Origin of the sequence: Hymenobacter antarcticus, assembly GCF_039539545.1 — a bacterium.
Taxonomy (GTDB): domain Bacteria; phylum Bacteroidota; class Bacteroidia; order Cytophagales; family Hymenobacteraceae; genus Hymenobacter; species Hymenobacter antarcticus.
This window is the reverse complement of sequence record NZ_BAABDI010000048.1, coordinates 1-23,368: the sequence shown is the minus strand read 5'-3', so window position 1 is coordinate 23,368 and position 23,368 is coordinate 1. Positions and strand designations below refer to the sequence as shown.

General features: G+C 59.5%; 21 protein-coding genes and 2 pseudogenes. 7 read left to right on the top strand and 16 right to left on the bottom strand.

Translation table 11 applies throughout. The features are described 5' to 3' along the window. Together ABD819_RS21600 and ABD819_RS20700 are read left to right on the top strand one after the other, a co-directional pair. Positions 1 to 106: pseudogene (locus tag ABD819_RS21600) on the top strand (IS982 family transposase); the annotation flags it as partial. Positions 107 to 114: 8 nt separating this feature from the next. Further along, positions 115 to 687, top strand: coding sequence for a hypothetical protein (locus ABD819_RS20700; protein WP_345127475.1), 573 nt, complete (start codon positions 115 to 117; stop codon positions 685 to 687). An 18-nt stretch (positions 688 to 705) separates the two neighbouring features. Here the strand turns inward: ABD819_RS20700 and ABD819_RS20695 are convergent, their stop codons facing one another. The 5 genes from ABD819_RS20695 to ABD819_RS20675 all read right to left on the bottom strand — a co-directional run bounded on the left by ABD819_RS20695 (position 706) and on the right by ABD819_RS20675 (position 5,494). Beyond that, on the bottom strand, positions 706 to 1,794 hold the full coding sequence (locus ABD819_RS20695; protein WP_345127472.1) for a hypothetical protein: 1,089 nt from the start codon (positions 1,792 to 1,794) through the stop codon (positions 706 to 708). A gap of 364 nt (positions 1,795 to 2,158) precedes the next feature. Continuing rightward, positions 2,159 to 2,854 (bottom strand): hypothetical protein, encoded by a 696-nt coding sequence (locus ABD819_RS20690; protein ID WP_345127470.1) that lies wholly within the window; start codon positions 2,852 to 2,854, stop codon positions 2,159 to 2,161. 16 nt (positions 2,855 to 2,870) lie between these two features. Continuing rightward, a complete protein-coding gene (locus ABD819_RS20685) occupies positions 2,871 to 3,185 on the bottom strand; it encodes a helix-turn-helix domain-containing protein (RefSeq protein WP_345127468.1) in 315 nt (104 codons plus the stop codon). A 132-nt stretch (positions 3,186 to 3,317) separates the two neighbouring features. Further along, entirely contained in the window at positions 3,318 to 4,229 is a 912-nt protein-coding gene (locus ABD819_RS20680) for a hypothetical protein (protein WP_345127465.1), read from the bottom strand. A gap of 5 nt (positions 4,230 to 4,234) precedes the next feature. After that, positions 4,235 to 5,494 carry a site-specific integrase gene (locus ABD819_RS20675; RefSeq protein ID WP_345127462.1) on the bottom strand — a complete coding sequence of 420 codons (1,260 nt, stop codon included), beginning with the start codon at positions 5,492 to 5,494 and terminating at the stop codon, positions 4,235 to 4,237. 872 nt (positions 5,495 to 6,366) lie between these two features. Here ABD819_RS20675 and ABD819_RS20670 point away from each other — a divergent pair. From ABD819_RS20670 to ABD819_RS20660, 3 genes are all read left to right on the top strand, one after another. Then, positions 6,367 to 6,795 (top strand): VOC family protein, encoded by a 429-nt coding sequence (locus ABD819_RS20670; RefSeq protein ID WP_345127460.1) that lies wholly within the window; start codon positions 6,367 to 6,369, stop codon positions 6,793 to 6,795. Between the two features lie 80 nt (positions 6,796 to 6,875). After that, complete coding sequence (locus ABD819_RS20665) at positions 6,876 to 7,424, top strand: hypothetical protein (protein ID WP_345127458.1); 549 nt, start codon at positions 6,876 to 6,878, stop codon at positions 7,422 to 7,424. 76 nt (positions 7,425 to 7,500) lie between these two features. Continuing rightward, a complete protein-coding gene (locus ABD819_RS20660; RefSeq protein ID WP_345127455.1) occupies positions 7,501 to 9,708 on the top strand; it encodes a tetratricopeptide repeat protein in 2,208 nt (735 codons plus the stop codon). 13 nt (positions 9,709 to 9,721) lie between these two features. On the opposite strand, the gene ABD819_RS20655 is transcribed toward ABD819_RS20660, so the two are convergent. The 10 genes from ABD819_RS20655 to ABD819_RS20610 form a co-directional block, all read right to left on the bottom strand. Then, entirely contained in the window at positions 9,722 to 10,093 is a 372-nt protein-coding gene (locus tag ABD819_RS20655) for a DMT family transporter (protein WP_345127453.1), read from the bottom strand. Continuing rightward, on the bottom strand, positions 10,090 to 11,076 hold the full coding sequence (locus ABD819_RS20650) for a sterol desaturase family protein (protein WP_345127452.1): 987 nt from the start codon (positions 11,074 to 11,076) through the stop codon (positions 10,090 to 10,092). The genes ABD819_RS20655 and ABD819_RS20650 overlap by 4 nt, the downstream gene beginning before the upstream one ends. Positions 11,077 to 11,304: 228 nt before the next feature. Next, positions 11,305 to 12,195 carry an N-acetylneuraminate synthase family protein gene (locus tag ABD819_RS20645; RefSeq protein WP_345127451.1) on the bottom strand — a complete coding sequence of 297 codons (891 nt, stop codon included), beginning with the start codon at positions 12,193 to 12,195 and terminating at the stop codon, positions 11,305 to 11,307. Between the two features lie 79 nt (positions 12,196 to 12,274). Further along, complete coding sequence (locus ABD819_RS20640; protein WP_345127449.1) at positions 12,275 to 13,081, bottom strand: SDR family oxidoreductase; 807 nt, start codon at positions 13,079 to 13,081, stop codon at positions 12,275 to 12,277. A 153-nt stretch (positions 13,082 to 13,234) separates the two neighbouring features. Then, positions 13,235 to 14,563 carry an aminotransferase class III-fold pyridoxal phosphate-dependent enzyme gene (locus ABD819_RS20635; protein ID WP_345127446.1) on the bottom strand — a complete coding sequence of 443 codons (1,329 nt, stop codon included), beginning with the start codon at positions 14,561 to 14,563 and terminating at the stop codon, positions 13,235 to 13,237. 113 nt (positions 14,564 to 14,676) lie between these two features. After that, positions 14,677 to 15,630 carry a transketolase family protein gene (locus ABD819_RS20630; protein WP_345127445.1) on the bottom strand — a complete coding sequence of 318 codons (954 nt, stop codon included), beginning with the start codon at positions 15,628 to 15,630 and terminating at the stop codon, positions 14,677 to 14,679. Between the two features lie 157 nt (positions 15,631 to 15,787). Then, complete coding sequence (locus ABD819_RS20625) at positions 15,788 to 16,645, bottom strand: transketolase (protein ID WP_345127443.1); 858 nt, start codon at positions 16,643 to 16,645, stop codon at positions 15,788 to 15,790. A 94-nt stretch (positions 16,646 to 16,739) separates the two neighbouring features. After that, the gene (locus tag ABD819_RS20620; protein ID WP_345127442.1) at positions 16,740 to 17,546 is read right to left on the bottom strand and encodes a cytidylyltransferase domain-containing protein; all 807 of its coding nucleotides are present in this window, start codon (positions 17,544 to 17,546) and stop codon (positions 16,740 to 16,742) included. Positions 17,547 to 17,788: 242 nt separating this feature from the next. After that, the gene (locus ABD819_RS20615) at positions 17,789 to 18,865 is read right to left on the bottom strand and encodes a hypothetical protein (protein WP_345127440.1); all 1,077 of its coding nucleotides are present in this window, start codon (positions 18,863 to 18,865) and stop codon (positions 17,789 to 17,791) included. Between the two features lie 347 nt (positions 18,866 to 19,212). Beyond that, positions 19,213 to 20,733 carry an OmpA family protein gene (locus ABD819_RS20610; protein ID WP_345127437.1) on the bottom strand — a complete coding sequence of 507 codons (1,521 nt, stop codon included), beginning with the start codon at positions 20,731 to 20,733 and terminating at the stop codon, positions 19,213 to 19,215. A gap of 239 nt (positions 20,734 to 20,972) precedes the next feature. On the opposite strand from ABD819_RS20610, the gene ABD819_RS20605 reads away from it, so the two are divergent. Next, on the top strand, positions 20,973 to 21,635 hold the full coding sequence (locus ABD819_RS20605; protein ID WP_345127435.1) for a sce7726 family protein: 663 nt from the start codon (positions 20,973 to 20,975) through the stop codon (positions 21,633 to 21,635). Positions 21,636 to 21,963: 328 nt separating this feature from the next. Beyond that, positions 21,964 to 23,001: a LacI family DNA-binding transcriptional regulator gene (locus ABD819_RS20600; RefSeq protein ID WP_345127433.1), complete on the top strand. Its 1,038-nt coding sequence runs from the start codon at positions 21,964 to 21,966 to the stop codon at positions 22,999 to 23,001. 242 nt (positions 23,002 to 23,243) lie between these two features. Here the strand turns inward: ABD819_RS20600 and ABD819_RS20595 are convergent. Further along, positions 23,244 to 23,368, bottom strand: a pseudogene (locus tag ABD819_RS20595) (IS481 family transposase); the annotation flags it as partial.

Sequence of the window (23,368 nt, the reverse complement as noted above, 5' to 3'; positions counted from 1 at the left end):
CACGGCCCGCTTTCCCAAGCAAATTCATGCCGTTACGGCCCAAGGTTTCTTCCTCAAAATCGTCCTCTTCATCTTTGTGCACGCCCTCGACCAAGCCGGCATATAGTCCGCAACTTGGGTTACTTACTCAACCTAATACCAAAGCTTCAACAGTACAGCGACAAGCTAGATAATGTAGCATTGCTAACCCGACAGCATTGGGTTGTAATTGATGACGAGACTAGCATCAAAGTGGGCTACATTTTTCGTCCTAATGGTGATTTATTAATTACGCAAGGTGGAAGAGTTCATAAAGCCAAATGGGAGTACCTAGGTAATCAATCTTTATTGGTAGATAAAGGAGATGAAAGTTACCTTTTCAAGCATGGATTCTTTAATGAAAAGGTGTTAGCTCTGAAGGTTGACAGCACGAATGAATATGCATTGTTGGTAACTGAAACTGAGTATGAGTCGGGATTGCGGACTTCTAAAGATGTTCAAAGGGCATTAGAGTCGTTCATTTCACCAGGAATCAGCGCCTCTGCCAGAATTGATGGCTCTATACTTGAAAAAGAGCCAATATATATTAATCATGTGCTTCAAACAGAGGGACAGGAGGCAGGTGGCGACTGGTCAATTTCACATGCTTTAGTGATTTTAGCACTAATTATCGTATTCGTAGGCGTCTTCTTGAGTGCCAGAAACTAGCAGAAACGTATTGATAAATCATAGCCACGGCAGTAGCTCAGCCTCCAGCAGTGGCGTTAGCGGGTGGGGGCCGGCGTGTTGGGTTTGGGCGGCGCGTAGCTTATTAAACTTGGCCCGCGCCCGTTTATAAGTGGCCGGCGCGGCGGTGGCCCTTACTGCCTCCCAATATCCAGGCAAGGGCCCGGCCACCAGCAGGGCAGCCTCATAGGGGGTGAGGTTGGGCGGGAACTCCATAACGGCGCGGTGCTGCACCTCCAGCCACAGGCGGCGTAGGTGCTGGGCAAAGATAGCCAGGGTGCCCGGCGCGGGTAGGTCGGCAAGGGTGAGCGGGGCCGGCAGCCCCGGCAACAGTAGAGCCCGCGCCCGCAAGTACACGGCCTCCAGCCGTAGCAGGTGGGCCGGCAACTCAATTCCGTAGAATGTACGGTTTTGTACGGTTCGGGAATCCAGCAGCAGCCCCTCGCGCACGGGCGCGTACTGGTCGCGGAATGCAGCATCGGTACCGGGCCACGGGCAAAGGGTGTCCATATTTCCGGACAGCCCTACCGGTAACAGCAGCCCCGGTAGCGGGGCCCACGGCGGGCCGGTGGCGTTGCTCAGGCGGGCGTAGGTGCCCTTATCGTAGGCTTTCAATCGGTAGTCCGTATGAAACACCACGTACTCCAGCGGGCGCGGCGCACGGGCGGGCGGCACTACGGCCACGAACGGCCTGTTTTTGTGTTGCGTTAGCCCCTCCAGTATCGGGCGCGGCGCGGTGGGTAGTGTCAGGTTCAAGCCGGCCTCCAGCCGTTGCACCAGCAGCAGCTCAGGGGCTACGCCCACGGCGGCGGCCAGCTCGCGGCAAGCCAGGGCCACGGCAGCGGCCGGGAAGGGGCCGGCGTTGTGCCCGTAGGCGAACGAATGCAGCGAGCCGCGTACCCGGCCCCGGCGTTGGGCTGGCCAGTAGTCGAGGCGTAGGCCCCGGTAGCTGGCCTTCACGCGGGGGCCACCTAGCCCACCGGTAGTCGTGGCATATTCGGCAGCAGCCAGGGCCGGGGCATCAATCAGCCGGTACTCGGCACCGGGGCCGGGCGGCAAGTCGAACCGGAATTGCAAAAAGTCATACACGGGCGAAAGAGTAAGCCGGGCCGATAGCAGGCAGCGGCCGGGCTGGGTGTATCTTTGGGTTACAGTAGTGGTTGCAGCTTCCTAGCCCGAAACAGCCCGCTACCGGCCGGCTCCCGCTCAGGTGGGGGCCGGCCTTTTTCGTTTCGGGGGGCAGTGCCTCCAGGTGTTAAATGGCTTGCGGCGGTTTTTCTGAGGTGGGTGCGAGCAACCGGTGCGCGGTGGGCTCATGGGCCCGCCCCGTCTGTTATTCGTCTGCTACTAGCCTGCTATTCGCCTGCTATTGGCCAGCAAGGGTAGAGGCACCGGGCAAGGGGGCCGGGCCTAGCTGCCCTTGTCGGCAGCCCGAACCCGGCCCGCTCGCGGCCTATTCCGCGCCTTCGCTCATGCTGGGTTCACCGGCCAGCAGCGGCGCGAGCCAGCCGGGTAAATCGCGTAGTACCTCGCGCATCAGGCCCACGGCGGCGCTGGCGTTAGCGTTGCGGTGCTTCGGGGCGTAGGGGCGTTCTCCCACCACTAGCAGCAGCCAGCCGGGGCGGGTGTCATAGGTGCCCGGTTTGGCGTAGGCAACAACCAGGGTACGGCCCACTAGCTCGCGGTTACGGCGGTCGGCTTTGTAGTCGCCCACGGCCAGCACCGTTACCCCGGCCGCGCCCACTTGCTGAGGCAGCTCCACGTTTCGCAGCCCCGTCAGAAACTCCTTGCGGGGGCTTTGCAGCATTACCTCGCACTGGTGCTTATCGGTGTAGCGGGCCTGAGGCCGGCACATATACAGCACCTCAAAAGCCGTGAGGTCGGAAGGTAGCGGGCGCGGCTGGCTGAATAGCTCAAACTCCAGCGTAGTACCGTTCAGGCTGGCCAGGTAGCTACTAGTGGCCATTCGATACAGTAGCACGGCTGGGCGGCGGCCGGGGGTAGGAGCCCCGGCTGGGCGGCGGGGCCGGCGCGGCGGGGTCGAGCCGGGCAACGGCTCCAGGCGGTGGGCACGGGAACTAGGGGCGTAGGCGTGGCGGGCGGCGCGGGGCGCGGCGGTCAGGCGGGCGGGGCGGCGGGTGTGTTGCATAGCTTCCTAGCCCGGTTTAGCCCTTGCGGTGTTGGTAACGCTGGTGGGCGCGTCCCGCCTCCAGCACTCGCTCGCGTTCAAAGTACACGCGCCGGCCTAGCCGCACGAACGGCACAAGCCCGCGTTTTTTCCAATCTCCCAACGTGGTTTTGCTTATGCCGAATGCCTCACAGGCTTCCTGCATAGTGAGCAACTTGCCGGCCGGCCCGTCAGGGCCCACGGCGGGGGCGGGCCGGCCAGCCATAGTAGGCAGCAGCTCGCGTAGAGTTTCGCTCAGCAGCTCGCGGAACGTGGCCGGACTATCGGCCAGTATCATTAAATTGGGTATCATACAGCACATTTTTAGTTGGTGTGCTGCAAAGTTTGGTCGGGTAGGTAAGGGTATCAAAGACAAATACTTCCTATACTTCCTAGACCAATTTCTAGGAAGTTTACAGGTGCTTCTAGGAAGTTCTAGGAATGTCTAGGAAGTTTCGCCCGGCATCATATTATCCATCTTGCCGCCTCGTTTGCGGCCAATTTTTATCATTACGCCCTCATCAATTTCGCCAGGGCCTACAGACTTTTTCAGATGGCTTAGATAGCCGTTCAGGTTGTCAACTACTTTTTCCTCACGAAAGGCAAACACATTGGTAATCCCACGGCATAGGTCAATACCTTTTCCTCCGTTCTCAAAATACCTTTTAAGGTCGATAATGCCTCCTTTTTCAAGCCTGTGTAATAACTCTGCGAGGTCAGCAACCTGGCCCAACCACTGCAAAAGCACAGGACTAGCATTAGCTTGAACCGGCTGCGACGTGGGAACCGTAGGAGTAACAGGGTAACTCTGTATCCTGAGCAATCGGGTACGATTTCTAACCTGCCAACGATATGCGCTATCGAGGTTCGGGCTGGTAATTCGCTCCGCTGGAAATCCATATTCTATACCACCATTTTGTCCAGGGTCATATCCGTGTCCCTCTGCAATCGTATTCTGAATTTCAGCAAGAATGTCATCTAAATAATCGCAGTCTAGAACATCAGGATTTGGAAATTTCTCATCTAATACTGCACCAACTTCAACAGGCTTCAAAATACCGAGCATATACCCTAAGTAAGAGGCGAAACCAGAAGAGTATGGGGGAATAGAATCATAGAAGTAAGAGCAATTTGAGTCATTATCCTCGTTGGGCTCTCTGTCCTTGAAATCCTTTTTGTTATTAATTGAATCAAAATAATCATATAATCTATGTGATATATCTTTTTCAATATCCTCAGTAAATACTTTTTCATCAAAGTACCATTGAGTGAAATTGCTCGTGTCAAAGGCTTTAACTAGTAGTTGATAAACTCTTTCAGCCAGCTTTTGCCGTCCTGATATATGTTCCGAACGCATGTAAACTAACTAGCTACCCGCATCAACGGGGGATTTTGACGTTGAACATACTGAGCGAACTCATCCTGCACCACGGCATCCGTGATTTTCAGATAGCGGTGCAGCGTCTTATAATCCTTGTGGCCGGTTATCCGCATCACGGTTTCGGGCCGCATTCCACCCTCCAGCGCGAGCGTTACGAAGGTGCGGCGGGCGGTGTGGGTGCAGATTAGTTCGTGCTTCGGGCGGGTGGTGGCTACCCGTTCGCTGCCTCGGTGCTGGGTGGTGGTGGTGGGTGTGTCGAGCCGGGCCAGCCGGGCAATGATTTTCAAGTCCTGATTGGTTTTCTGGTTGCTTTTCACCGGTAGGGCCCGGCCCTCGCGGTGGCCGGCATAGCGGGTGAGTATGCTTTGCGCCAACGGCGATAGCGGCACCCGCAACAGGTCAGCCGTTTTTTGGGTGGTGAGTAGCAGGTACCCCTCGGCTACTTGCTCAGGGCGTAGGGCGTACACGTCGGAAAATCGCAAGCCCGTTTCGCACTCGAATAGAAACACGTCCCGCGTATGCTCCAGGTAGGGCAGCGGCTCCAGATTCAGAATAAACAGCCGGTGTTTTTCAGCAGCAGTCAGGTACACTACCTCAGGCGGCACAGAGTCCAGCCGACGAAACCGTTTGAAGTGGGCGAACTCATGTTTTCCTTCCTCAAATGTGGCGTTCAGGAATGCCTTTAGGTATTTGACGTTGTTGTTTATTGAGGTGTTGGCAATGCCCACCGTTTTCAGCAGGTAGGTTTTGAAGCCTTCCACGAACGACACATCTACGTTCGCATACTCCAGGCGTAGGCGGCGCAGCTGGGCGTAGGCCGTGAGGTGGCCCACCAGGGTACGGTAGCTTTTGATAGTGCTGGGCGTTTTGTCGCGGCGGCATTCCTCAATCCAGGCCGCGAGCTGAACCAGCAGCCCCTCAGGCGCGGGCGGCGGCGCGGTGGCCCCGGTTAGCTTGCCCACCAGGGCCCGCAAATCGTCGGGAGTAGCGGGGGTGCCCTTCGCGGCTAGTTTAGCAGCTGCCTTATCCAGCTCTTTAGCCAGAAACTCTAGCAGGTCATTGTCCTCGCTCCAGTTGTCACGGCTACGCCGAAACTTCTGTTTCGTCGCGTCCCACTGGCTGGGCACTACCGTTATCGGCAAGTAGATTTTTTTCCGTTTCCCCTCCAGGAAACAGGCGGCGTATAGCGCCGTAGGCCCGTCGCCATCGGCGCGGGTCAAATAGTATTTGGTTCGTAGCATTTCCTAGCCCGGAAAAGTGTGTAGGCGAATATAGCACCTACAATTCTTGCGGGACACGTTGCGGGACAAAATTTCTGGTTTGCCCCGGTTTTAGCCGTTCCTACCCGAACCCTGAACCCCCCTATAAACCCCGCTAAAGGGGTTTTTAGGGCAGATTGGGTAGTGAGTAGTTCAGGTGTTTCGATTCCAGTTGGGCCCACGAAAACCCCTTAGCGTTATCGCTGAGGGGTTTTTTGTTGAAACAGCAGGTTGGTCGGTACGCCGGCTGGGCTTTTCAGGCCCGCAGGCTAAAAAGCCCAGCGCCAGGGCCGGGCTTTTTTAAGTCTCTGGTGTTTTCTCAGCTTGGCCAGCAGCTGGTTTTCACATGGGCAAGATATGCGAAGAAAATGGTTGGTGCAAGTGGGGCACAGAAACGTAATGTGGCGCTGGGCTGCTGTTGGCGCGGGAGAGCTTTTTTTGTGAAGAAATTCAGTAAAAATGACTGTTTATCAAATAAATAGTGAATTACAAACCCAGGCTGAGTCCAGTTAATTTTCCACTTATATCTCCCATTTTCGTTTGCGTGTGCGCCACTCGTTACCCCTTTTCGGAGCTGCCCTGCTCCTGACCGTTGCTGCCCCTGGGCAGCGTATATGACGCGCCAAAAGTCACCCGTGCCTACACGTTGGAAGTAGAGTAGCGCTACATAGGATTGATGCAGCTTTTTTGCCGTAAAATAGTAAATACAAGATATTTTTATATTTTAATTTTGTTTATTGATAAAAAATTTGCACTTTTATTCTCTGGAATATCCCGGGGCTTGGCCACTAGCGCGTTTTTCGAACGCGCTTGCGGTGTAGCGGCCATCACTCGTCAGCGTATTCAACTTAACTATGAAAAACCAGACGGAGGTTTCGCGACTATTTGCGGCGTTGGTTACCCGAGCGGCCAGCCTTGAGCTTCGGTTCACCAGTAAAGACAAGGTTGCCAATTCGCTGAAGATTTATTCGGACTTTATAGAAGGCGTTGGCAAGCCCAATTCGAGTACGCCGCCCGTTTCGATGCGGCTGGGCGACGTGCAGGAACTGCGCCTGGTGGAAGCGGCTGCTAACAGCAGCTGCACGGTCATCTACTGGGCCGTGCTGGACAACTCCGACCAAGGCATTCAGGCGGCCTGTAAAGTCCTGGAAGACAACGGGTGCAAGACCCTGGAAGCCATCCATTCCCGGCCCGACCAACCCGAAACGGAGTGCTGCCTGATGCAGGACCCGAGCGGTAATCTGTTTGGGCTGATTATCAACCCGCCCGTGCCGTTGCAGTAGTGCGAGAAGATGGCAGGAGCGGGCTTCAACGCTTTGCTAACCAGCCTGCCAGCCCAATTTCAACTTTCAACCCAAACGCAATGGCTGCCGCTAACTCACCAAAACTATCACTTGGCCGCCTGGCTTCTACCGCGATGCGCTACAACGATGTAGCCAGATGTGAGAATATGGCCGCCTACTATGATAAATTTCTTAGAAGAACGAGCGTACAAGAGCCAAACTATTATTCTTTTATTGAGTATCCATTTTGGGGAAATTTGGGCAAGCGGAGGGAGCGGCTGGTTGTGTATAATCCTCAGTATAAGGAAGAAGTTGTTGAATTTTATGAAGTGAAGGAGGCTGATTACCTGGCTGCAATAGAATCGTTGAACGGAACCGTTGTCGAGGACCTGGTGCAAGACCCGGACTACCACAACGGTCGGGAGTCAGCTCAGCGAACGGTGGTTCGGAAAAGCGGCGGCCAGCGCATCGGCGTCATAATCAACCCGCCGTTGCCGTTTGTGGAACATTCACGCCGGTCGGATTCAGCCAAATACCTGGTACCCCTGGCGGCGCTGGCAGTCGGCCTGGCAGTCGGGCCCGTGCTAAAGGCGTTGCGACAACGCTCGAAAACATCATCGCGCCGCTAAGGTAAGCGGCCCTTTTACGTCCGATTTCGAGACTTCGAATTCTGGCCTGGCCATCAGTTTTCGTGCCCTTTTGCCTATGAAATGCTGGCTTACCTTGTGCGTAACGGTTGGGGTGCTGCTGCTACCCGGCCCCGGCGTGTGGGCCCAGTCGCGCACCGCCGACAGCCTGCGGGCCTTGCTGGGCACGGAGCTGAGCGCCGATACGCTCCGCATGCGTCGGCTGCAGGCGCTGAGCGCCGAGCTGTTGCTCAAGGACACACCAAACGCTATTGTGGCGCAGGAAGCTGCGCTGAAGCTGTGCCGCCGCCTGCATGATGAGAAGAGCGAAGGGCCCATCCTCATGCGCCTGGCCACCCTCTACCGGCGGCAGGCCAGCTACCGGCAGGCCCGGCGCTACACCAAGCAAGCCCAGGCCCTGGCTGCCCGGCGCGGCGACCGTGCGGGTATGGGCGTCACCTACCTGCAGCTGAGCTTAATCGAGTCGGAACAAAGCAACCTGACCGGGGCCTTGCGGGCGGCCATGCAGGGCCTGCGATATGCTGAGCAGGCCGGCGATAAGCTAACCCAAACCCGCCTCCAGGTGGCACTGGGGGCTGTGTATATACAGATGGGCAACTATGCTGAGGCATTGCCCGTGCTGCGGGCCACCCTCAAAAACGCCGAGGCACTGGGCGATGTACACATGGTGGCCTCGGCCCTCAACCTGCTGGGCCACGCGTATCAGCAGCTAAAGAACTGGCCGCAGGCGCAAAACTATTTCCTGCGCTCAGTGCAGCTCAACCGTAGGCTGGGCGACCTGCAAAGCGCCACCATCGACGAAATTAACCTCTCGGACCTGTATGGGCAGCAGAACAACCACGCCCAGGCGCTGGCCTATGGCTTGCGGGCGCGGGCATCGGCCAAAGCCAACCACGACCCTTACAATCTGCCACCCGCCGAGCTGGCCCTGGCGCGGGCCTACCTCAATACTCAACAGCTCGACAGTGCCATTATGCTGGCCCAACACGGCTTTGGGCTGAGCCAGGCCTTGCACAACAACGAAAACCTGCGCAATGGCAGCGACATACTGGCCCGGGCCTACGCTGCGCGCGGGCAGTTTGCCCAGGCGTATGAATACAGGCAGTTGTGGGCCGCTTACCAGGATTCGCTGGCGGGCAAGGACATCCAGCGCCGCACCATCACGCTGCGCTACGGGTTCGAGCTGGAAAAGAAGCAGGACCAGATTATCTTGCTCACGCAGGGCCGCCAGCTGGCAGCCCAGAAAGCCTACCGGCAGCGGCAGGAGATGCACGCCCTGCTGGCGGGGCTGCTGGGCGTGCTGCTGCTGGCCGCCCTGCTGGCCCGCAATATCTACCTGAAGCACCGCGCCAACCGCGTGCTGAAGCTGAAAAGCGACCTGATTGTGCAGCAGCGCGATAACCTGGACCAGACGCTGACCGAGCTGAAATCGACGCAAGGCCAGCTGGTGCAAAGTGAGAAAATGGTGGCCCTGGCCGCGCTGATGGCCGGGGTGGCCCACGAGATTCAGAATCCGCTCAACTTTGTCAATAACTTCTCGGAACTGAGCCTGGAATTGCTGGCCGAGCTGAAGCAGGAGCACAGCCAGCCCAGCCGCGACCCGGAATTTGAGGCCAGCCTGCTCGATGACCTGGGCCAGAATATCAGCAAGATTCACCAGCACGGCTCCCGCGCCAGCGCCATCGTGAAGGGCATGCTGGAGCACTCGCACGTGCACACCGGCCAGCGCCAGTCCGTCGACCTCAACGCCCTGGTGCGCGACTACCTGCGCCTGGCCTACCACAGCCTGCAAGCCAAGTACCGCGACTTCACCGTGGCCCACAGCTTCGAGCTGGACCACAATCTGGGCCAACTGCACCTCGAGCCCCAGGAGGTGGGCCGCGTGCTGCTCAACCTGTTCACCAATGCCTACTATGCGTTGCACCAAAAAGCCGCCCTGCTGGGCCCGGCCTACCAGCCGATGCTGAGCGTGCGCACCCGCCGCCACGGCACCAACGTGGAGCTGCACGTGCGCGACAACGGCAGCGGCATTGCCCCGGCCATACTGGAAAAGGTGTTCGACCCGTTTTTTACCACCAAACCACCCGGCGACGGGACCGGCCTGGGCCTCTCGCTCAGCTACGATACCGTGACCAAGGGCTACGGCGGCCAGCTCACCGTGCAGTCGAAGGAGTCGGAATTCACCGAATTCACCATTACGCTGCCCATAAACCGGCCCTTGCTGGTTGAAAGCCAGGATTCTGACGAAGTAGTGGAGAGCTACTAGAGCTGGCCAGGGTTTACTCCAGCCGGCGCAGTCCCAGCACGCCCACGATAATCAGGCTGGTGTAGAACACGCTCATCCAGGAAAAGGGCTGCTTAAGGTAAAGCACATCGACGAGCTTGATGCCGACCACGGCCAGCGCCATCCAGGCCGAATACGCGGTGGCCGTGGGAATATACCGCATGGCCTGCGACAGGAATATGACGTTGGCCAGCCCGAAACCGATGTACGCCAGCAGCGGCAGCACCGGCAGCAGCGTGGCCGGCTGGGCGTAGGAATGCAGCCAGTCCACTTCCCGAATGCGCTGCATATTGAGTGCTTTGAGGCTGTAGGTCCAGCAAACCTCCATGAACGAGGCCAGAAACAGGGAAAACCAGGGATTAATCAACGGGGCAGGACGGCAGCGGTGGGCGGATGAGACGGGGCCGGATTTTCCCCAAAATTACCCCCCGGCCGCTGCGCGGGAATGGTGCTGGTGTGGGTTTCGGGCACGGGCCAGCCGTGCAGCGGGCGCAGGGCCGGTACGCGGCTGGTGAGGCGCTTCAGCAAGCGCCCCCGCAGGCCGTGGTAGGCCCGGAACCAGCCCGAGCGCTGCGCCAGGGCTTCTTCATCGAAGCGGGCCACGGAGAAAACGTGCTGGCCGAAATAGTCCTTCGGGAAAGCGTAGGGCAGGCCCCACTTCCGGGGCTTGTGGTCGGGCAGGTAGGCCGTGCCGAATAGCCAGTCCCAAAAGGCGAATTTGGTCGAAAAGTTGGCGTAGAATACTTCCTCGTGGTCGGCGTGGTGCCACAGGTGCATCTCGGGGCCGTTGATGAAATACTGCAGCCGGCCCGATTTGACGTTGATGTTGCAATGAATCCAGATGCCCCACACGGCATCGATGCAGGCCTTGATGGGCACCACCATGGGGTCGGCCCCGAGCAGCACAATGGGCGCAAACTCGATGGTCTGGTTGATGATGATTTCCAGCACGTGCGAGCGGGAGCCCGCCAGCCAGTCTACCTGCTTGCCGGAGTGGTGCGCCTCGTGGGTGCGCCAGAACAGTGGACTGCTGTGCTGAAACCGGTGAAACCAGTAGATGTAGAAGTCGTGGGTAATCACGAAAAACAGCACCTGCACCCACACCGGCCAGCCCGTCACAAAGTGCAGCTTCGAAAACCCATAGTGCTGGTCGAGCGGCAGAATAATCAAGTCGAAGATGACGATTTTCAGCGCGTAGCCCTGAACTAAGGTGTAGAGCACCAGGTCCGTCCAGAAGCCCTCCCGAAAAAACGGCAGCCCTTTTCGGTACGGGAAGTACCGCTCCAGGGTGATAACCACGGCCACCCAACTCAGCAGAATCGCCGTGGTGATGATTTCGACCTTTTGCATGGCGGTAGTGATAGTGAAAAAGCCGGCCGCTAGTTGCAGCTGGCCGCAGTCTAAGCGTAGCGACGACTGCTGGCCGTATCGTAAAGCGAGTTTGCAACTCGCGGCACAGATGTTTAGGGTTCTGTGGCGAGTTACAAACTCGCTTTACGGCCGGCGCGCAGTCGTCGCTACGCTTAGACTACGGCCAGCGGCGTTCTTCTGTTCGCTGGATGTTTCAACCCAAACGCTTTACTCGTTGTTCGGCGTCAGCTCGCGGCGCAGGCGGCGGCGGGGTTCCAGCTCGCTATCATACACCACTTTCACGCCGTTGCCGAGGGCTTCTTCCACGTCGCGGATGTCGCGCACGAGCTTGCCCAGGCCACCGGGCTCCACGCTGGCGGCGTGGTCGGAGCCCCACATGGCGCGGTCCAGCGTGAAGTGGCGCTCCACGAAGCTGGCACCCAGGGCCACGGCGGCCACGGTGGTGGCCAGGCCGGTTTCGTGGCCCGAGTAGCCGATGGGCGTGGTGGGGAACATGGCTTGCAGGGCCGGCACCATGCGCAGGTTCAGCTCCGGCGGCGGGCAGGGGTACGACGACGTGGAGTGGGCCACCATCAGCTTATCGAGGCCCACCCATTTAACGGCCTGCGTGATTTCGTCGAGCGTGCTCATGCCGGTGCTCAGCATCAGTGGGCGGCCGGTGCCGCGCACGCGGTCGAGCAAGGGCTTGTCGGTGAGGGAGGCGGAGGCCATCTTGTAGAGCACGGGCGAGAATTGCTCCATGAAATCAACCGACGGCTCGTCCCAGCAGGAGGCAAACCAGTCGATGCCCAAGGCCCGGCAATAGTCGTCGATGGCCGTGTATTCGGCCTGGCCAAACTCAGTTTTGCGCTTGTAGTCGATGTAGCTCATGCGGCCCCAGGGCGTATCGCGCTGCTTTTCCCACTGGTCTTTGGGCACGCACAGCTCGGGCGTGCGCTTCTGAAACTTCACGGCATCGCAGCCGGCCTTGGCGGCCTCCGAGATGAGCTGCTTGGCCAGGTCGAGGGAGCCATTGTGGTTGATGCCGATTTCGGCAATGATGTAGGCCGGATGGCCAGGGCCAATGAATCGATTTTTATGAATTTCGACAGCTTGCATAAGTTGAGAAGGGTTGTAGCACATGCTTTAGCTTGTGCCGGTTAGCGAAAGCGCAAGCTAAAGCATACGCTATAGTCGTTCAGATGGCCGTCCAGCCGCCGTCCACCACGAGGTTGGCACCCGTCATGTACGCCGAGGCATCCGAAGCTAGAAATACCACGGCTCCCTGGTAGTCGGTGGCGGTGGCCATGCGGCCCAGCGGCGTTTTGGCGCTGTATTGTTTCACGAAAAACGGGTCCTGGCTGTTCTCTACGCCGCCGGGCGAAAGCGTGTTGACGCGCACGCCGGCCTGGCCCCAGTAGGCCGCCAGGTAGCGTGTGAAATTCACCACCGCGCCCTTGGTAATGGGATAGGAGGGTGATTTATAAAAGGTTTGCTCACCGGCCTCGTTGCGGTAGATGCTTTGGTCGGGCCCCACGATGCCGTAGGTGCTGGCCACGTTGATGATGGAGCCGTGGCCCTGCCGCGCCATGGGCGTGCCGAACACCTGCGCCGCCAGAAACACGCCCGTCACGTTCACCTCCAGCACCTGCTGAAACGTGGCCAGGGGGAAGTTTTCGAACTTGGATAAATCGGCCGCCAGCGCAGGGTTCTCGAACATGTCGTTGATGGCGGCATTGTTCACCAGCACGTCGATGTGGCCGAAACGGGCCAGAATCTGGTCGCGGGCAGCGGCCAGCGATTCCGGGCTGATGACATTGACTGCCAGTGGCAAATGCGGGCCGCCGGGCAGCTCGGCCGCCACCGCCGCGCAGGCTTCGGCGTTGAGGTCGGCCACTACCACGTTGGCCCCGGCTTGGGCCAGGGCCGTGCAGTGCTGTCGGCCAATGAGCCCGCAGGCCCCGGTGACGATGGCGGTTTTATTGGTGAGGTCGAAGAGGTTCATGAGAACGGAGACACGAGAACGAGTACCGCGAAATTTCATTTCGCATCGCCGCGAAGTGGCGAATAATTGACAGGTGCGGGAATCAGGTGGACGAATCGGGCGGTTATTCGCCGCTTTGCGGCGATGCGAAATGAAATTTCGCGGTACTCGTTCTTACTTCGCCGGCGCGGCATTGGTCACCTTGCGGAACACGGCTTCCACCGGCTCGCCCAGCAGGCGGGCGGCTACATCGCCGGCCTCAATAGCTTCCTGCAGCAGCGGCAGCACCTCGCGGTAGGTGGCCAGGGTATGGGCCACGTCGGCATCGGTGTGCGAGAAGCACATGTTGTGGAAACCGCCCCACATGATGCCGCGCTTGAACAGTTCCTGCTGCATAAAGGCCTTCAGCTCCATGCCGTTGCCGGCCGAGGGGTCGAAGGTGACGATGCTGCGGCAGTCGTAGCCGTAGCATTTCGTGTAGGCAGTCAGGCCCAGTTCGGCGGCGATTTCATTGTAGCCATCCTTGAGCTTTTTGCCCTGCTCAGCGAGGCGGGCGGGCACGTTCTTTTCGCGCATTTCGGCGATGGTGGCTACGGCGGCGGCCATGCTCAGTGCCTCACCCCCGAAGGTGGTGAAGAAGAACACCTCCTGCTCGAACAACTCCATCACGTCGCGCCGGCCGGTGAGCAGGGCGATGGGCATACCATTCGCAAAGGCCTTGGAATACACCGCCAAATCGGGTGTGATGCCGAAGTACTCCTGCGCGCCGCCCACGGCGATGCGGAAACCAGTCCACATCTCATCGAAAATCAGCAGCGTGCCGTTTTCCTGGCACAGCCGGGCCACTTCGTGCAGAAAATTGTCCTTGGGCGCATCGAAAATGAAGGGCTCCAGAATCACGCAGGCCACGTTGTCATCGAGCAGCGCCTTCAGTGAATCGAGGTTGTTATACTCGAAGGCGGCGGTCAAATCCTTGGTTTCCTGCGGAATACCCTTATCGCGGCTGGTGGTGCCGATGTACCAGTCGTGCCAGCCGTGGTAGCCGCAGCATAGCACCTTATCGCGCCCGGTGAAGGCGCGCGAAACCCGCACGGCCGCCGAGCACACGTCCGCGCCGGTCTTGCTGATGCGGATGCTCTCGGCGTTAGGGATAATTTCGTGAATCAACTCCGACAGCTCCACTTCCAGCTCGTGCATCATGGAAAAGGTGATACCGTCTTCGAGCTGCTTTTTGATGGCGTTATCAACCCGCTCGTAGGCGTAGCCCAACGAAATCGGGCCGATACCCATCTGAAAATCAAGGTACTCGTTGCCGTCCACGTCCCAGATGTGGGAGCCTTTGGCACGCTTCACGTACTTGGGGCTCACGCCCTTGGTATACTGGCCGGGCCCTTTGGCGAGGGTCTGGGTCACGGGCGTCATGATTTTCTGGGCGCGGGCGTAGAGCTCGTCCGACTTCGTGATGTCGGGGTAGGTTGAGTTGAAGGAAACGGTGTTGGGCATGGGGAGGGAGTTTTTAAGAGATGATGGCGGAACGTGTACCCCGAAATTTCATTTCGGCCCGCGTGAACATCGACTGCTCACGCGGGCCGAAATGAAATTTCGGGGTACACGTTCTATTCCGCAAACTGATTTTCCAGTACGGCCGGGCCGGCGGCAATGGTCGCCCCCGATTCGCCCAGGTACTCCGTGATACGCCGCGCAATGTGGTGGCCGGTGAAGCCTTCGTACTCCAGCACCGCGCTCAGGCGGCCGGGGCGGTACCACCGCTCCTCCAGGGCCAGGGGCAGCACGCGGGCCGTGAGCTGATTGCGCAGCAGCACCTCGGCGAGGATGGAATAGAGGCCGCCGGTGATGAAATGGTCCTCCACCGTCACGATGAGGGAGCCGCGCCGCACCACATCGAGTAGGGCCGCTTCGTCAATCGGCTTGAGGCTGCGCAGGTTGAGGAGGCCGACGGACTTGCCCTGGGCTTGCAGCAGCTCACAGGCCACCAGCGTCTGCTCGAAGAGCATACCGTAGGTGAGGATGGTAATATCGGTGCCTTCAGCCACGATTTCGGCCTTGCCCATCTCAAATGGGGCGTGCTCGTAAGTGGCGGGGCGGGTGTTGATGCGCACGTAGGCCGGCGCGGGCGAGGCCCAGATGGCGGGTAGCATGGCGAGCATGTCCTGCTCATCGGCGGGCGCGAAAACGGTCATGCCGGGGATGCCGCGCATCAGGCTCACGTCCTCAATGGCCTGGTGGGTGGGGCCGTTGCCATCGGAGAGGAAGCCGGGCACGAAGCCGCTCAGCTTCACCGGCAGCTGGCCGATGCCCACGTCGGTGCGGATAAACTCGAACGCCCGCAGCGTGAGGAAGGTGGCCAGCGCGTGTACCACCGGCACGCGCCCGCGCAGGGCCAGCCCGGCCGCCGCGCCGATAAGGGTTTGCTCGGTAATGCCGGTATCAATGAAGCGCGGGCCGAGCACGGCCGGCAGGTTGCGGATGAGGGCGCGGTTTTCGGCCGTCATCACCACCAGGCGCTCATCGGCCAGGGCAGTTTCTTTTATTAGTTCTTCGTAATTCATTATCACTGATTTAAACTGATTAACCGTGATTCCGCTGATTGTGGTATTGGCCGGTTTTCATGCCTTTGTGCGGTAATATTTTGCAGGGCCATGACCATGACGTGATTTGCGCGGTTTGAAATCAGCGAAATCACGGTTAATCAGCGGTAATCTGTGATTAGCGGACGGTCAGCGTTTCACTCGTGAGCGTGGTGGCCTCCTGGCTGTGCAGCTCGCGCAGCAGCTCTGCCACCTCATCGGCCGAGAAGTTGCAGAACCACCTATCGGCCCGCGCCTCAATGCTGGGCAGGCCGCGCCCGCGCACCGTGTCGCAGATGATGACGGAGGGCTTGGTATCCGAGAAAGGCAGGGCCGAAAATGCGGCTTCCAACTGCTTAAAATCGTGGCCGTCAATGCGGCGCACTTCGCAGCCGAATGCTTCGAATTTGGGGGCCAGCGGCTCCAGCGGAATGAGGTCCTCGGTGGCCACGTTGGCCTGGAAATGGTTGCGGTCGACTACCAGCGTGAGGTTATTGACCTGGTGGGCGCTGGCCACCAGCAGGCTTTCCCACACGGTGCCTTCGTTCAGCTCGCCGTCGCCGGTGATGACGATGACCTTGTTGTCCTGGCCGCGCATTCGGCAATCCATTGCCACGCCCAGGGCCACGCTGGGCAGGTGGCCGAGCGAGCCGGAGTGGAACTCCACGCCCGGCACGTTGCGGTTGGGGTGCCAGTAAATGTGGTCGTCGGTGCTCAGGTGCTGGTCGAGGCGCTCTTTCGACATAAAGCCGAGCTCCACGAATGTGCCGTAGAGGGCGGGCACGTCGTGGCCTTTGCTCAGGAACAGGTAGTCGCGGGTGGGGTCGGTGAGGTTATCCGGCCGCACGTTCAGGAAATCGGAATAGAGGTACACCAGCAGGTCGGCGCAGCTCAGCGATGCGCCGGTGAAGCAGCCGCCGTCGGTGCTCAGGCGCACGATGTGCTCGCGCACGCGCAGGGCCAGGGCTTCGAGTTTCTGTTGTTTTTCGGGCGTCATTGGTGGTGTTGGTTGTCAGTTGTACGTTGGTAGTTGTCAGGCGCTCGGCTGTTGCCGTGTCAAAAACTGACAACCGACAACGAACAACTGACAACTAGATTTTCCGGGTTTGCGACGGGTCTACGGTTTTCAGCTCGTCGAGGTGGTTGCGGTACCAGTTCACGCCGGCATAGCGGGCATTCAGCTGGGCGATATCGGGTTGTTTGTCGAGTAGGGCAAGAATGTCGGGTAGGCCAAAGGTCGGGTTAGTCGGGTAGAGCGCGTCATAAACGGCCTTTATGAAATTGTAGTCTTCCGGATAGTCAATGGTCCAGCGGTGGCTCATCGAAAAATCCTGGCCCGCATCCCATTCCACGTTACCCAGCCGGAACCGCCCAGGGTTTTCCCAGAAAAATGGCGTGGTGTGCTCGCGCTCCAGCGGCCGCCGGGCCTCGCGCCAGGCCGTTTCTAGGGCTTCAATGGGCATTACTTCCACATCGTTGCCATCGGGAAAAGTGGCGGGGTGCAGGTTGCTCACGAAGTCGTAGCGCTCGGCGAAGTCAAGGTAAAACCGCACTACTTCGTCAATCACGGCCGGGTCGATGAGCGGGCAGTCCGACGGGATTTTCAGCACCACGTCGGCCCCGTAGTGGCGGGCGGCCTGGTAGTGGCGGTCCAGCAAATCCAGCGCATCGCCCCGGAAGCATTCCAGGCCGTGGGCAGCGCACAGCCCGGCAATGGCATCATCGGCGGGGTCGGTGGTGGTGGCTACTACCACGGTGCCGGCCAGGTGGGCGCGCCGCACCCGCTCGGCCATGCGCACCAGCAGGGGCTGGCCGGCCAGCGGCAGCAGCACCTTGCCCGGCAGGCGCGACGAGCCCATGCGGGCCTGCACAACGGTCAGAATCTTGGGAACGGGCATAAGCAAAGCAGTCGGTACCGCGTAGTCGGTCAGCAAACGGAAATACGCTAAAATTCGCCGAACAAGTAGCTGCTTACAGCAATTTTCAGGTTAGTGTGAGGAGTTAAAAGTTGAGCGTTAAAAGGTAAAAAGCAGACAGCATGACTTTTAACGCTCAACGCTCAACTCCTCACAAAGACTACAAAACGGCTCTAACCGGTAAGCGGTTGGCAGATAAATTATTGCAGTAAAGCCGCGGAGTGCTAACGCTCTACCGCAGAGGCTTCTACTGCCGCCACGGTTGCAAAGGCCTCAGCACCGAACTGCCGCAGAAACGCCGACCCACTGCCCTCGAACTGGCTGAAGCCCCGGCAAATGGCCGCGATGCGCCGCGCCGAGGTGCCGCCGTTCTGCCAGGGCAGCTTGCGCCTGAGGTCCTCCACATCGAAATAGGAATGCACGGGCTTGCCTAGGGCCAGGCCCACGTACACCACCGTCGAATATTGGGTGATGAGCTCCGCGCAGTTGGCAATCATGTGGTCGGTGTTGCCTTCCGTGAAAATCAGGGTGCCGGGCGGCGCGTGCTCCTTTATTTCGTTCACGGCGCGGGGCAGCTCCTCGTTGGGGTGCAGCTTGAAGGCCAGGGGCCGGCCGGCCGCGATGCGGGCGCATTCGCGGATAAACCGGGGCCGGTTTTCGGGCGTGAAGGTTTCGCGCAGGTCGGAGGTGGCCACCAGCACGTAGCCCCGGTGCGGAAAGGGGTTGTGCCGCGCCTGTTCGATGTGGTCGAAGTTGGGAATGCCCGTCACGATGAGCTTGCCGGCCTCTACGCCCACCTGTTCGAAGTGCTTTTGATAACCCTCCGAGGCCACGCAGTAAATGTCGCAGCAGTTGTTCATGCCGTTGAGCGCCGTGCCAATGGCCAGGATGGGAAAACGGGTAAGGCGCTTGACTAACCGCGCCCAGTAGTTGAGCGGGTCGGTCATGCCTTCCTGCACAAACACGGTTTTGGTGCGGCGCACCAGCGGCCAGGGCACCACCACGTCGGAGCAGCACACGATGAGGTCGTAGGTATTGCCGAAGACGCGGGCTTCAAAATCGTTGTTCAGGCCGTGCCCGGCCAGGTAGTTATCGGCCTTCGCCTTGATTTTTCCGGTGACAATGGTTTTGTCCAGGCCGCTCGTCCAGAGCAGAAACCGGTAGAAAGGACGTTGCCAGCCATCGTAATACAGCTGGCTGAAATAGGGCTCGAACTCATCCGCCAGCAGCTGCGCAATCTGGTGCATCTGCGTGGTCTGGTTGGGCGAGCCGATGAGGAAGAGGGCCTTTTTTCGGGACATGCAGGGGGAAACGATGAAGAAACCGGGCCACGGATTTGCCGCCTCATTTCGGCGCAAGCTACGCGGGGGCACGGCTGGTTTTAGCGGCGAACCCAGGCGTTGCAAGAATTATAAGGCTTACGGGCAAGGTACAGCACAAAGCGCAAAATAACGAAGTCGTTATGACCCCTTTGAGGCGGTGAAATGAAGAAATTGTCAAGGTTCCCGCCGTCTTAACTAACTGACCATAAGCAATCAAACAGGGTTTAGGTCATAACTATCTGGTGCAGAACATCAAGGCTAACAGCTATTTAGCTAAAAGCTAATGGCTCATTACTTAACCGGCCTTGTGCATCAGCCCCGATGCACTACTTATGTACCACCCGAATGCTGACGCGCCGGTTCAGGGCGCGGCCGGCGGGCGTGTTGTTGGGCCGCACGAAGTACTTGGGGCCGTACCCTTTGGCTTGCAGGCGGTCGGCGCTTACGTCCATGCCGGCCAGGGTGAGCATGGCCGCGCGGGCCCGGTCTTCGCTGAGTTGGTAGTTGACCAGCGCTTCGCCGGTGCTGTCGGTGTAGCCCCCGATTTTGACTATTGCCCGGGGAAACGTGTTGAGAATGCTGGCAATGTTGCCCAATTGCAGCGCCGACTCGGGTGTGAGCAGGGCCTTGCCGGTCTCGAAATTGATGCGGTCGAAATTAATCCAGCCCTTGGTCCGGTTCACCGAATCGACCTGCACCTCGGGCGAGGCCAGGAAGGTATACAGGCGGTTTTCGGTGGAGTTGGCCCCCACTTTCTGGGTGGTGCCATCGGCCAGCGTCAGGGTAATGGGCCGGCCGGTGTCGTAGATGTACGTATCCCGGTCCTGGTCGTAGCGGCCCGGCGAATCACCGCCGGCGGCTGGCCACGTGCGGGCCGGCCGCACGGCTGCCGAAACGGCCGGGGCTGTTGCTGTTCTGGCTGCCCGCACGGCTTTCGCAGGGTCGGCGCTGGGCCCGGCTGCTGGGGTGGCGGGGGGCGCGGGAGCAACGGGCGTGGGCGTCACAGCCCGGGGTTCCGCCGGGGTGGGGGCGGCATCAGGTGCCAGCAGGCTGGCATCCAGGCTGGTGGTCTGGCGAGGGCGGCTGGTACCCAGGGCCGTGGGGCCGGCCGGCCGGGAACTGCTGCCAAGCAGGCCACGGCCGAAAAAGTACCCCAGGCATGCTGCCAGCAGCAACAGGATGCCCCATTTCCAGCGCAGCCCCAGCGGCTCATCCGGTGCGGGAGGCGTATAATCGGGGTCGGACCAGACAGACGCCCCGGCGGGCCCGGTGGCCCGCTGCGTGGCAGCACCAGGCGGGCGGCCCGGGTAGCTTTGGTTGGCGGCCTGGCTTGCCCCGGCCCCGGGCGGCGGCAGCATGGCCGCCCCGATACTCCCCTTCTGAATCCGAAGCCAGTACACAAAGTCGGTCGCCGCAAATTCATTTTCGGCCGCGAACCTACCGAGCACGCCCACCACCGCCACAATGGCTACCTGCAGCAGGGTGCTGCTCGCCGTGGGCCGAATGGCGGCTTGCACGGCAATCTGGTTCACGGTGCTGCGGTAGTTGCTGCCCAGCAGGTCGAGCAGCAGGTTGCTATTCCATTCGTGGGCGTTTAATTCGATGATATTGCCGTCGGACAGCTGTTTCAGAACATCCTTCTGCTCGGCTTCGCGCACTATATCGAGCAGGCCCTGGGCGGTAAGGTCCTGGCCCACCCGTGCGGCCAGGCCACTAAGAACCAGCGGCACCGCTATGCTAAGCGCCTTTTCCACACCGAGCGCGGTTTCATCTACCAGCGTGCCGAGGTGGGTAACAACATCGCCGGTAAAATGGAAGTCTACGGGCTCAACCAGCTTGTTTTTCATAACCATAAGTGAAAAGGCGAATTATTCATGCACTGGCTTTCAGCGGAAAACCCAAGCCAAAATGGCGGCTATGCCACCGGCCTCAACCCAACTCCAACGCCCCGGCTGCCGCAGTCAATAAATCAAGTCCGAAGCGAATACTTTTAAACTACTAATAAAACTAAATATATAAATAAAATATCTATAATTGATATTTAGCAATTACGCTTGCCCGCTACGTCCTTATTTTTGGGGTAGCTATGAATGACCCAGCCATCCGTGCCCTGCTCTACCCATTGCTCACGGGCGGCGTGCGCATCGATGAGCTGCCCACTGGCACCACCCGCGCCGACGTGGTGCACATCACCGAGCAGTTCATGCACGGCTACGAGGTGAAGGGCGACGGCGACACCCTCCAGCGCGTGGCCAACCAGCTGCGCTGCTACGGCGAGGTCTACGATTTCGTCACCTTCATCATCACCGCGAAGCACTTGCCCAGGCTGCTGCCGCTGCTGCCCGAATGGGTGGGCATCCTGGTGGCTTCGGAAAGCGGCCTGAGCGCCCACCGGGCCGCCGGCTACAACGCCACCGTGGAGCGCGCGCCCCTGGCCCGGCTGCTGCTGCTGGCCGAGGTGAAGCAATACCTGCTGGCGCGGGGCCTGACGGGCGTGAGCACGCTGCGGAGCCGCGAAATCAGCCATTTCCTGCGCACCACGCAGCTGGTGCCGCTCTCCGGCCTGGCGCAGTTCGTGCGCGAGCGCCTCATTGCCCGCCTGCCCGAGCGCCTGCTGTTGCGGGCCGAGCGCAAAGCCGAGCGGGCGCGCCTGCCGCCGCGCCGCAAGCCCAAAGCGAAGCCAAAGCCCAAGCCCAAGGCGAAAAAGAAAAAGCCGGCCGGTCAGAAAAAAGCCCGCGCTGGTGCCTAACAGGCGAAAACACCGCCCGTATATCCGGGCTGGTTCCGGAGCCGAAAGGGGCAGGAGGAAGGCGTGTCGGCTGGTAAAACCTGCGCCTATTGCGTAATTTTGGCGGTAGTAACAAACAGATAATATGCGGTAGGCTGCGGCTGACGCGGGCCCGGCCGCTCCCGGCCGCGTCGTGGCCATGAAATCAGGGCGCTGCTCGTATCTTGGTCCCACAGGATGCCAGCGCAGTGCGCCGCCCTGGGGCCAGCCAGCGTTTTGCTACCCGTTGGACGGGGTGAGACTGGCCGCTTTCCCTTTCTACTTTACTATAAGATATACGACTTACCAGATGCAAAATCGTCGGGCTTCCCTTTCTGATGTAGCGAAGGCGCTGCAGCTTTCGCCCTCCACGGTATCGCGGGCGCTGGCCGGCCACAAAGACGTGAGCGAGGCCACCAAGGAGCGGGTGCGCCTGCTGGCCGACGAGCTGCACTACCAGCCCAACCAGCTGGCCGCCGCCCTGCGCCGGGGCCGCAGCAACACCCTGGGCGTGCTGGTGCCGCACATCACCGGGCATTTTTTCCCCAAGGTGCTCGATGGCATTGCCGTCGAGGCTAGCAAAGCGGGCTTCAGCGTGATGATTTTCCAGTCGAATGAAGATTCGAAACAGGAAAAGAAGAACATCGAGCTGCTCATGAACAGCCAAGTCGAGGGCATTCTGGTGTCGCTGGCCAACACCACCACCGATTTCAGCCACTTCGAGCTGGCCCGCCAGCAAAACGTGCCGCTGGTGTTTTTCGACCGCGTGATGGAGGATTTTCGGGGCAGCAACGTGAGCGCCGTGATTCTCGACGACTACCTGGGGGCCTACCAGCTGGTGTCGCACCTCATCGAGCAGGGCTGCACCCGCATTGCCCACCTCACCGGCCTGCGCCACCTCAACATTCACCGCAACCGCCACCAGGGCTACCGCGACGCGCTCACCGCGCACGGCCTCGAAATCAACGAAGACTACGTGGCGCAGTGCGAGATGAACCAATACGGCGGGGCCCAGGCCATCACTGAGATGCTAAAGCTGCCCGCCCCGCCCGATGCCGTGTTTGCCTCCAACGACCTGGCCGCCGCCGGGGCCATGCAGGTCATCAAGGCCCACGGCCTGCGCGTGCCGCACGACGTGGCCGTGGCCGGCTTCAGCAACGAGGCCTTCACCACCCTCACCGAGCCCATGCTGACGACCGTCGACCAGGGCTGCGAAACAATGGGCATCTCGGCGGTGCGCCTGCTCCAGAAAATGCTGAACCCCAATCCCGACCGCCTGGCCCAGCCCCGCAACGTGGTGCTGAAACCCAAGCTGATAATTCGGGAATCGTCGCTGCGTCGCCCGTAGCTGACTTAGAGCAGTTTCCGAATCAGTGTACATTTTTAAAAACAGTTAAAAGTTGAGAGTTAAAAGTTAAAACCCAATACGTCTGATTTTTAACTTTTAACTCTCAACTTTTAACTCTGTACATGGACTTGGAAACCGCTGTAGACGCCTTCCCAAAACGCAAAAAGTCCCGGCCGCGAATGCGACCGGGACTGTTGCTGTAGAGAGAGGACTCGAACCTCTAATTGTACTAGCGAGATAGGCTAGCTGTATGGTCCCGGAGTATGGTGGGTCGGTTCTCGAATAAAGCTACTAGGATTTTTCCGCCATTCCGCACAAACAAATTCGTAGGGTGTCAATCCCTTGAGCCGTTTGAGGCGTTTGGCAA